We start from the raw sequence: 10,730 nt of genomic DNA on the forward strand, positions 1-10,730 counted from the left end.
CTTCCAAGGCGCAAATCTCGCGAATGCGCGCAATATCCCTCTCTACCGATGCAGCATCACCATCCTGCTCGATAAGCAGAATCGCTTCCATATCGCGGGGAAGACCAAGGCCAGCGAAGTCGTCGACCACGCGAATCGTCGGATTATCCATAAATTCCAGCGTAGCCGGTATGATACGATTTTCGATAATGCGCGATACCGTCCGGGCGGCTCCGTACAGATCGCGGTACATCGCCAGCATCGTCTTTTTGGTCTGAGGCGGCGGGATCAGCTTGAGCGTGGCCTCCGTTATAATGGCGAGGGTCCCCTCAGAGCCGACAAGCAGCTTCGTCAGATCATAGCCGGCAACGTCCTTCATCAGCTTGCCGCCGGTTCGTATAATGTCGCCGCTGGCCAGTACCGCTTCCAGCCCGATGACGTAATCCTTTGTCGTGCCGTACTTCAATCCCCGCAAACCGCCTGAGCATTCCGCGATATTGCCGCCGATCGTGCTGATCCGCATGCTGCTGGGATCGGGTGGATAAAACAGTCCGAGAGACTCCACATGCGCGATCAGCTCGGCCGTAATAAGTCCGGGCTGTACCGTTACGGTCAAGTTCTCGGTATCCGTCTCGATAATCCGGTTCATCCGATGCATGACCATCACGATGCCGCCATCCACCGGCACGGTCCCTCCGCACAGGTTGGAGCCGGAGCCGCGGCTTACTAGCGGAACGCCGTGTTTGGACAGCAGCTTCATAATGGCGGATACCTGCGCCGTAGATTCAGGATAGATGACGCCCTGCGGCAGGCTTTGCAGCATGGGGGTTCCGTCATACGAGTGGGCGACCAGCGCCTCTGGATCATTGCGATAGTGGCGTTCGCCGACAATGGCGCGCAGTCCTTCAATCAGTTCGGCATTCATAAAATGCTACCTCCGTTTTCCAATCCGTAATATAGATCAGGTCATCTGATGACTTTTCAATCATTATAGCTTATGCTTATATTAAAATACAGACCTAATTTTAAAAAAGCCATTACGACGACGGCTTGCTAATAGATGACGGAGGTAGCGCATTATGAAAATCGAAACAGAGAAGGGACACGAAATTGTCAGCCGTATCCTCTTGACAAAAATTCGCGAGGGAGAATGGAAGCCGGGCGATAAACTGCCGTCCGTGGTTGAACTGTCGTCTTCGTTCGGCGTCGGCCGGTCGACCGTTCGCGAAGCGCTTAGCGCCCTTAAAGCGATGGGCTGGCTCGACATTCGCCATGGGGGCGGCACCTTCGTAAAGAAGGAGCTTCCCAGCGAGCGCAAGGACGGCGCCGATCCCTTTAAGGATGCCGCTTCCATGATGGAGCTGCTGGAGGTGCGCAAGGTGCTGGAGACCGGCACGGCGACGCTTGCCGCACGCAATCGCAAGGATGAAGACCTCGCCGCATTGCAAGCCGTCCTCGGCACGATGCGTGAAGCGCTGGAGAGAGACGATACCGCGGCGGGAGAACAAGCCGATGTCGCTTTCCATGCCGCCATTGCTGCCGCTTCGCATAATTCGCTTCTGTCCGACTTAATGGATTCTCTGGCAGAAAGGCTTGGCCGCACGATCGGACAGACGCGGGAGCTTTGGTTTTACCAGGAGACGTCGACCGCGGTCCGCTTGCTGGAGGAACATGAAGGGATCTACGAAGCAATCGCCGCCGGAAATGCCGAAGAAGCGTCCCGATTAATCGGGACGCATCTAACAAAGGTCGAGAACGTATTGCGAGAGCGGCTGTAGCCGCACGCGGTACGATTAGCGCAATCGGTCTCTTAAGAACTGTCCCGTGTGGGAAGCTTCGATTGCGGCAACCTGTTCGGGGGTTCCTTGCGCCATGACGCTGCCCCCCGCCGCTCCGCCTTCCGGGCCGATGTCGATGACGTAATCGCATTGCCAGACAACGTCGATATTATGCTCGACGACAATAACCGTATTGCCCGCGTCCACCAGCTTGTTAAGTAGCACCATCAGCCTGCGGACATCGCCCGGATGCAGGCCGGTCGTCGGCTCGTCGAGCAGATAGACCGCATGCTTGCCCGTCCCCTTGCCCAGATGCTTCGCCAGCTTGATGCGCTGCCCTTCTCCCCCGGACAGGGTGCTGAGCGACTGCCCCCACTTCAAATAACCAAGACCTACCTCGCAGAGCAGCTTAAGCGTATCGCCGATCTTGGCAAGATCTCCAATCACGGCCAGACTCTCTTCGATGGAAAGATCCAGCAGGTCGGATATACTGTATCCTTCGTGTGTGACGGCCAGCACCTCGTCCTGAAAACGTCTTCCCTTGCATGCCGTGCATCGCACCTCGATCTCCGGCAGGAAATGCATATGGATCGGCACGACGCCAAGTCCCTGACATCCCTCGCAGCGGCCGCCCGCCGTATTAAAGGAAAAATGTTTCGCCGTCAGTTTCCTTCTCTTTGCCTCGGGAAAGCTTGCGTACCAATTGCGCAGATGCGTATAAACATCGGTATAAGTCGCGATATTGGAGCGCTGCATGCGGGACAGAGGCGATTGATCCACTTTGATGAGCGAACCCGCATGCTCCCAGCCTGTTATGGCCCTGCACCCTGACGGCGCAGGTTTGTCCGGACCGGATTCCGCCAGCAGATCGAACACTAGCGTCGACTTCCCGGAGCCGGATACGCCCGTTACCGCTACCAGGCAGCCCAACGGAAAAGCAGCGGTGACTTGCTTTAAATTTCGAAGCGTCGCTTCCCGAACCGTCAAGAATTGCCCCGTCCCTTCGCGGCGCTTCGAAAGCACAGCCCCCTTCTCCAGTTCCTCCCTGAAATACGCGCCCGTTACCGACTTCGGCTGTTCCAGGAGTTCCTCGAGCGTTCCTTGTCCGACAACGTTGCCGCCGAATGCGCCCGCTCCGGGACCGATGTCGATAATGTGATCGGCTGCCCGCATCACTTCTTCGTCGTGCTCGATAACAAGCACCGTATTGCCGAGGTCGCGCAGCTGCTTCATGACCGCGATAAGTCCTCCCGTATCCTTGGGATGCAATCCCGCCGTCGGCTCGTCGAGAATATACAGAACGCCGGTCAGACCCGAACCAATGATGGAAGCCAGCCTCAGCCGCTGCGCTTCTCCTCCGGACAACGTCACAATCTGGCGGTCGAGCGTCATATATCCGAGCCCCGCTTCAATAATCCGCCGGATTCTCACGATCATGTCATGGATCAGACTTCCGACGAGCTTCTCTTCGTCGTCCGAGAGACCGTCCCTCATCTCCTCCAACCAGGCGAGCGTCTTGCCCAGCGCACCGTAGGATGCTTCATGGATGGCCAGTCCGTTCACTTTTACAAGCAGACTCTCCTTCTTGAGCTTCGCGCCTTCGCAGCTATCGCAAATCCGCTGCTCGAACAGCGCCGCTTCGCCGGATTCGCCTCCTTTCTCTTTGAACCTTCGCCATATGCCCGTGACGACGCCTTCGTATTTGCCTTGACTCACCGTCTTCGGCGCCTTCTTGTCGGGAAAGCGGGAAGCGAATGCTTCGCTTTCGACTCCATAATACAAAAGATCAAGCGCAGCGGAATCGTATTGCGCAAGGCGCTGATTCTCGTCGAATGCAATGCCGTAATGCTTCGCCGCTGCCTTAAGCGTGGCGATATTGTAATCGGCCCAGGCATCGAACCAGATGGAAACCGCCCCTTCCCGCAAGCTTTTGTTGCTATCGAACACCGCCTCCATGTTAAGCGTCGATACATGTCCGAGTCCGTCGCAGCTCTCGCAGGCTCCTTCCGGCTTGTTGAAGGAGAAATGGGACATCGTCAGCCTGTCCAGCGAATGACCGCAGGCGCCACAGCTCACGGCATCGTCTCCTCCGTTGTCGTCTTCCCATAGCCCCGCTGCCGGTTCCGCTTGTCCAATGACGCTGGCGACGTTCTCGCCGCAATTCGGGCAGGGTCGTTGCCCCAGCTTCGCATATACGATTCGCATGAGGGTGTAGATATCGGAAGCCGTTCCGATCGTAGAACGCGGGTTGCGATTGGTCTGATGCTGCCCGACGCTGATGGATGGCGAAAGGCCCTCAATCCCCTCGACCTTTGGTTTGCCCACGTTATCGGACACCAGCCCCATCGACTCCATATATTGCCGCTGGCATTCGCGCTGGAGCGTATCCATGGCGAGCGTCGATTTGCCCGAGCCGGAAGGTCCGGTTACGACGATCAACTTATGCTTCGGGATGGACAACGAAACATTTTTCAGATTGTTTTCACGCGCGCCCTTAATCTTAATCATACCGCTCATTCTTTTGCCTCCCAGTCCGATTTTGATCCAACCCCATCATTCTACAACATTCATGCAAGTCCGAAGCTTTAAGCGTATAATGGATGAAATAACGCTGTTTTTTGACCATCAATCCGTCAAGTTACTTTAAGGTATTAAATGAAGGTTCGACGACGGCGAATAGAAAGGGTGAGCTTGATGGGACAAATCAGGATCTGGAAGCCGCTGCAAATCGCCAAAAGCCTCCAAATTAGCACAAGCGCGCTGAGGCACTACGAGAGCTGGGGGATCGTGCCTCCGCCCGAACGGTCGCCGAGCGGATATCGGCTCTATACGGACGAACATTACGCCTACTTCGCTTGCATTCGCGCCATGTATCCCGGCTACGGCATGGATACGGTAAGGCAAGCGATGTCGCTTATCATCCAGAAACGTATGCACGAGGCGATGTGGCTGATCAACAAATGCCAGGCAGCGCTTCACGAGGACAAAGTAATTGCCGAGAGAACGATTGAACTGCTGGAGAAGGAAGACTTGTCCGTGGCTGACCGGAGAGGCGGGCGCGGCAAAATGACGATCAGGGAAGCGTCGGAGCTTACTGGCGTGCCCAGCACCGCTATTCGCCATTGGGAGAAGGAAGGATTATTGGAGATTCCTCGCAGCGAGGATAACGGATATCGCTGCATGACCGGCATGCATGTCCGGCAAATCTCCATTATTCGAACGCTCCGTGCGGCTAATCACCCGCTGGACGTTATTCGCGAGGTCATGGTCCAGCTTAACCATAATCATATCGGAAATGCGCTACGAATCGCCCGCGAGGCAAGCGATTATTTAGATCATCGACTTCGGAATCAAGTCAAGGGGGCACACTATTTTTATCGATTATGTCTGGCAACGGGGTTAATGGATGAGGGCTAGCGACAGAGCGATATAGACACTCAAAAATTAATTTTGCGGACAGAAATTGGACAACAATATACCTTTTGTATCATTTTCTGCTATAATAAATGGCAACGACATGGGTCTCGCGGACTAAGGAGGAGCCAATGCAGATGGCAAGATACGGAAAGAGAATCGCGGAGCTCCGCAAAAAGAGGGGAATGAACCAGGAGACGCTGGCCGGGCTGTTGGGCATTACGAGAGCGTCCCTGTCCCATTACGAGACGGATCGCAGGGAGCCGGACTTCGAGATTTTGACGAAGATGGCCAATTTGTTCCGAGTGTCATTTGACGATCTTATGGGCCGTACGCAGCATGTGGCAACCGACCCCGCACATCATGTAACGGAATTTTTAAACCGCGTCGAATTGGCCGACGATCAAATTGAAAGCCGTTACGAGCTGACCATAGACGGTCGCAAGCTAACGCCGGACGAGACGCAGCGTTTCATTGCTTTCATTCGTTCTGAGCGAGCTGCACATTCGGATCGGACAGGCTACTAGCGGGTTCCTTGCCGACTTCGATCAGATGCGCGATGGACTCCCAGCTGATGCCAAGCCGGTCGAGGATATCGCAAACATCGAGCACGACTGCGCGACTTTTGCTTTCTACCATATCATAACCCTCTTTCCGCCCAACATTGGTATGTACCCGAGTTCATTATACTAACGTCGGGCGGATTCGTAAACGGACATCATTTGTCATCCGATGAGAAGTTTTGTCGAATACCCCCGGATTGAGCCTCAACTTGACATTTAATCGCAAATTTTCTCCATCTCCTCATAAGCAACTCCTTAGCCACCCCTTCCATTCGATCGTAATTTTAATATGGTGCCCTAGGCGGGAGCTACTGTGAAAAAACCGATTCAGTGTACATTATTGGAATACTCTTGCAGCCCGCCATTACCCCATATATAACTATAGTTGAAGAGACAGATCAAAGGGGGTATGAGATCGCGATGACCAGGACGATCTACGTGGCGACGGATGGCAGCGACCGGGACGGAAACGGTACTGTGAAAGAGCCGTTCGGAAGTTTGGACCGCGCCGTGCAAGAAATACGAAACCTTACCGCAGCCGGACTGCTCAAACCTGTTACCGTTTATATTCGGGGCGGTTGTTATGAACGGTCAGAACCGTTATCGCTTGACGAAAGAGATTCCGGCACTCCGGAATGTCCCGTCACTTACCGCGCTTATCCAGGAGAAGAGGTCGTCATTACGGGCGGCAAAGCCGTTACGGGGTGGGAGCGGATGGAAGACGGGATTTGGCGAGCGTCCTATGATCTCGGCTACGTCCCTTCGACTTTGTATGCCGATGGTCGTCGCGTCCTTCAAGCACGCCTGCCGTCTGTTGGCTATTATGAGACGGATACTCCAATCACCCCCCTACACGATCATAGACTAGGCATCACGTTCAAAGAAGGCGAAGCTCCGGAGATCCCCGCAGGCGATTGCCGCTTGTCCGTCTTTGTATGGCCCGGGGAAGGAGAATGGAATTGGTTCTCGGAGACGAAAACAGCCGTTCATTACGACGCAGCCAACCGATACCTCTCCTTCGGCAGTCCCGCTTCCTGGCCGATCGGCGAAGGTTCGAGATTTTATATTCAGGGCTCGCTTGCATTTTTGAGGGCACCGGGACAATTCTGCATCGACGAATCCCAAGGATACGTGTATTATTGGCCGGCGGACAGCGGCGCGGATCCCAATGAACAGACGATCATTGCGCCGGCAATAAAGCGAATATTGCAAATACAGGGCTCCAGTCCCGAACTTCCCGTCTCGGGGATCACCTTCTCCGATCTGACGTTTTCAAGTACGGATTTTTTCCCCGAATACCGCATGATGGAGAATAACGTAGACCGGGATGAGCATCGCGAAGGACTCATCTATATGAGAAACGCGGCGAATATACGGATCGAACGCTGCAGGCTGCTGCAATCGGGAAGCTGCGGCATCTATCTCGACAGGGATGCAGCCGGCATCAGAATGGACGGCAACATCATTGCAAGCTTTGGGCATATCGGCATCAGCCTTAGCGGATATGCGCCGGGCGAAGGTGCGTTTTCCGGCCCCGCTGCTGCCGACCGGAACGGCCATCATGCCATTACGAACAATTACATCGAGCATGGCGGCGAGCTTGTCGGCCATGGCTGCGGCATCTTACTCTACCAAAGCGGACATAACTTGATCGCGCATAATCGCATCTCCCATATGCCGAGATACGGGATTTCCATGAAAGGGCTGCGGTACGGCGAGTTGCCCGCCGAAATATACGGCTTAACGGTAACCTGGGAAAATCACTGGGATTTCCTCCACACGCGGGATAACCTTATTGCAGGCAACGATATCTCAAGCGTGATGGAAGACAGCCAGGACGGAGGCATGATCGAAGCTTGGGGCGTCGGACGGGGCAATATCATTACGAACAATGACCTTCATGACAGCGGCATTCATTTCTCTTTTGGATTCGGTATCTATCTCGACGATGCGGCAGACGACTTTACCGTCTGCAATAACGTCATTCGAGGTTTATACAGCACAGGTAAAGGGAAACTGTGGATGCTGATCTTCTCCAAGGGGATCGGCAATCGCATCTTCAACAACCTGCTTGTCGATAATCCCATGGCGATTTCGGGCATCGGCTCGCAGGAAATGGCCGGAGAGCAAAATAAAGATATCGAAATCGCTTCCAATATCGTTTATAATTCGGGAAACCTTTATTATTTTGTCAATTACACCGACGAACGGTTCGCTTCCGCCGACCGAAATCTGTATTGGCGGAACGGAGAGCCTTGCCGAATTGCCGGAGAGCTTCCTCTTGCGCCAAAAGGTCCCGACGAACTGGGACGGAACGTTTACGAATGGTCGCAATGGCGCACTCTCAGGGAGGGCAGCTACGATGCCGCTTCTCTATGCTGCGATCCCCTGTTCGTCGACCGAGCCGCCGGCGATTATCGGCTGCAAGCAGAATCTCCGGCCTATTCGCTTGGCTGGCAGGACATTGCGCTCGGCGAATTCGGTCCCAGGCAGTCGTATCCCGTGTGATGTAACGACCTACTCATCCTATGCTCGGGGGGCTTGAATACCATGAAAGTCGTGTTCGGCTTCTATAAGTCCAAAAAGTATTTGCAGCGGGTTATGCTGTCCATCGTGACGACGATGGTGCTTGTTCTGGTCGTGTCTTCGATCACCAACACTTATATGCTGGAGAGAACCGTCAAGCGCATCCAGGAGGACTCCAACCTTAAGGTGCTGTCGCAAATTCGCTATAATCTGGCCTACATGAACGACATGATCTCCAGACTTTCCAATTTCGTTTACCGCGACAACTTCCTGATCCCGCTTATGTTCAGCACGGAATTGCCCAAGATGGATCTCATCAGGGGCCACAGGCAGATGGCCAATATTATGGAGAGCACCTCGTTCCTGGATTCCATGGTCATCTACAACAAGTCGCAATCGGAGCTGTACGGCACCAGCGTCAACTTTATGCTGGACGGGGGCATAACGAAGGAGCGTATTCGGAAAGCGCTGATCAACGACCGGCCGCATCCCACCAACCGACTTATTCCCATAAGTCTTAACGGCAGCGTAAACCGGATCGATACGTTCGCATTTATTGTCACCGATTCATTGAAATCGTTTTCAGAAACGCAATCGGCTATTATCCTGTTCATTAAGTCGGATTGGGTATTCGACAGTCTAAAGAAGATGAACGTAACGAGCGGGCGCGACCTCGGGGAAGTCTATATTCAAACGGAGGACGGCTCCCTGTTGACATCCGATGCCGGCGCAAGCTACACGGGCGCGGAGAATCAGAGCCGGCTGACGCAACTCGTTCATGCGGACAAGGTAGCGCAGGGCGGAACGACTTCGGGATTCGTCATCGGAGAGGTTGCGGACAGGAAAAGCGTGGTTACGTATATGGATGACAGCCTGGGAGCCTGGACGATTCTCTATATACAGGACTATAAGCAGCTTATGGCGGAAGTAACCAAATCGCGCAACGGATCGCTGGCGATCTCCGGCATCTTCCTGCTGTTCGCCATCGCCGTATCGATCGGGTTGTCCTATAAGCTCTATAATCCAATCGAAAACATGCTTAAGCAAATCAGGCCTTATCTGGCTGCGACCGATCGGAAAAACGAGCCGGCTGCCGGCGACGAGCTTGGTCTCATGAGCGAAAATGTGAAGCAGCTGTCGGACCAGCTTAAAGAGATCAGCTCCGGGCAGATCGTAAGCAAATATTATGTCAGAAGGTTTCTTACCGATAGTCTTCTGTTCTCCCATGCCGATATGCAGCATCTGATCGAAAAACATAATCTTAACATTAAAGCCATGGACGGTCTGCTGGTCTGCGTGCTGAAGTTCGATCACTTCGCGGCTTACGACGGAAAGGTCAGCAACTCGTCCAAGCTGCTCTACAACTTCGCGATCGTCAATATCGCTGCCGAGATCATGGGCAAGTCGTACCCTTGCGAGGCGGCAGAGATGCGAGGCGATCACTTCGTACTCATTTTGTCCAAAGTGCGGCAAGAAGATGCTGCTGCAATCGAGGGCGTCAAAGGCATGCTGCGCGAGGTACAAGATACAATCGACCGGTATTACGGGCTGTCGCTAACTTGCGGCATCAGCGACCCTATCTCGCAGTTTCCTTCGCTCTCCTCGGCGTATGCGCAGGCGCTGCGCTTGTGCCAATACAAGCTCGTAAAAGGCCACAAGTCCATCATCTCGTCAGAGGATGTACGCGGCAATCTGGCCGGCAAGCAGTCCGATCTCCCTGATGGCGTGACGCGAAAGCTGACCGAAGCGCTCAAGAAAGGTCACTTGACGAACGCCGGAGGCGAATTGGAGAAGGCGTTTACCCTAATCGCGGGCTACAATTACGATGACATGATTCGTGCCGTATCCAACCTGGCTTTCCAACTGAAAAACGTAGCGGGAGAAATCAATGACAATCGAATTGTCGCCTTTACGATCGATATGGAGAACCTGCATCAGCTCCTGCAAGAGAAGGAGACGCTTACGGAGATGTATCTCTCCCTCCTCTCGGTATGCAGCCAAATTTGCGAAGGGCAACGCCCCGCCAATATGGAGCGCAACGAGATGATGCTGGAGACGGTAAAAGAGCTGATCGAGCAGCGTTTCACCGACATCAATCTTAGTCAGCAGTCTATCGCGAGCACAGTCAAGCTGTCTTCCGCTTATATCGGCAAGCTGTTTAAGGAAAGCTACAACATGTCCATTACGGAATACATGAACGAGGTGCGTCTTAACCATGCGCAGAAGCTTTTGGAGGGAGACAGCTATACGATCTCGGAAATTATGGACAAATGCGGCTACGCGAATCAAAGCTACTTCTTCCGCCTCTTTAAGGGCAAGGTTGGCACCACGCCGAAGGAATACCGGATGAAAAAATCGTTAACCTGACCGCAAGCGATAACGAAGCAACTCCTGCAACTCGGACCTTCCCGGCCGGCAATCGGCCGCGGAAGGGCTTTTTTTTGCTGTCATAAAGACTCTTGTATCCGCG

The 10,730-nt window shown here is 53.9% G+C and carries 7 protein-coding genes; 5 read left to right on the forward strand and 2 right to left on the reverse strand.

The genetic code is table 11. The annotated features are described in order from the left end of the window. On the reverse strand, positions 1-904 hold a 904-nt coding region (locus PAT3040_RS35930; protein ID WP_146200651.1), incomplete at its 3' end, for an FAD-binding oxidoreductase. 154 nt (positions 905-1,058) lie between these two features. On the opposite strand from PAT3040_RS35930, the gene PAT3040_RS35935 reads away from it, so the two are divergent. Continuing rightward, positions 1,059-1,757, forward strand: a complete 699-nt coding sequence (locus PAT3040_RS35935) for a FadR/GntR family transcriptional regulator (protein ID WP_108996353.1) — start codon at positions 1,059-1,061, stop codon at positions 1,755-1,757. 15 nt (positions 1,758-1,772) lie between these two features. Here PAT3040_RS35935 and uvrA read toward each other — a convergent pair whose 3' ends face one another. After that, complete coding sequence (uvrA, locus tag PAT3040_RS35940) at positions 1,773-4,274, reverse strand: excinuclease ABC subunit UvrA (protein WP_108996354.1); 2,502 nt, start codon at positions 4,272-4,274, stop codon at positions 1,773-1,775. Positions 4,275-4,451: 177 nt separating this feature from the next. Here uvrA and PAT3040_RS35945 point away from each other — a divergent pair, with 177 nt between their 5' ends. The 4 genes from PAT3040_RS35945 to PAT3040_RS35960 all read left to right on the forward strand — a co-directional run bounded on the left by PAT3040_RS35945 (position 4,452) and on the right by PAT3040_RS35960 (position 10,627). Continuing rightward, positions 4,452-5,174 carry a MerR family transcriptional regulator gene (locus PAT3040_RS35945; RefSeq protein WP_108996355.1) on the forward strand — a complete coding sequence of 241 codons (723 nt, stop codon included), beginning with the start codon at positions 4,452-4,454 and terminating at the stop codon, positions 5,172-5,174. A gap of 134 nt (positions 5,175-5,308) precedes the next feature. Then, positions 5,309-5,698: a helix-turn-helix domain-containing protein gene (locus PAT3040_RS35950; RefSeq protein WP_108996356.1), complete on the forward strand. Its 390-nt coding sequence runs from the start codon at positions 5,309-5,311 to the stop codon at positions 5,696-5,698. Positions 5,699-6,154: 456 nt separating this feature from the next. Then, positions 6,155-8,242 (forward strand): right-handed parallel beta-helix repeat-containing protein, encoded by a 2,088-nt coding sequence (locus tag PAT3040_RS35955; protein ID WP_108996357.1) that lies wholly within the window; start codon positions 6,155-6,157, stop codon positions 8,240-8,242. 42 nt (positions 8,243-8,284) lie between these two features. Then, a complete protein-coding gene (locus PAT3040_RS35960; RefSeq protein ID WP_108996358.1) occupies positions 8,285-10,627 on the forward strand; it encodes a helix-turn-helix domain-containing protein in 2,343 nt (780 codons plus the stop codon). The last annotated feature ends 103 nt before the right edge of the window (positions 10,628-10,730 follow it).

The sequence above is a fragment of the Paenibacillus agaridevorans genome (genome assembly GCF_003112455.1).
Taxonomy (GTDB): domain Bacteria; phylum Bacillota; class Bacilli; order Paenibacillales; family Paenibacillaceae; genus Pristimantibacillus; species Pristimantibacillus agaridevorans.

What these genes read in the sequence shown, in the direction of transcription:
- PAT3040_RS35935 (WP_108996353.1), top strand. Translation starts at nt 1,059, where the DNA reads ATGAAAATCGAAACAGAGAAGGGACACGAAATTGTCAGCCGTATCCTC.
- uvrA (WP_108996354.1), bottom strand. Translation starts at nt 4,274, where the DNA reads ATGAGCGGTATGATTAAGATTAAGGGCGCGCGTGAAAACAATCTGAAA.
- PAT3040_RS35945 (WP_108996355.1), top strand. Translation starts at nt 4,452, where the DNA reads ATGGGACAAATCAGGATCTGGAAGCCGCTGCAAATCGCCAAAAGCCTC.
- PAT3040_RS35950 (WP_108996356.1), top strand. Translation starts at nt 5,309, where the DNA reads ATGGCAAGATACGGAAAGAGAATCGCGGAGCTCCGCAAAAAGAGGGGA.
- PAT3040_RS35955 (WP_108996357.1), top strand. Translation starts at nt 6,155, where the DNA reads ATGACCAGGACGATCTACGTGGCGACGGATGGCAGCGACCGGGACGGA.
- PAT3040_RS35960 (WP_108996358.1), top strand. Translation starts at nt 8,285, where the DNA reads ATGAAAGTCGTGTTCGGCTTCTATAAGTCCAAAAAGTATTTGCAGCGG.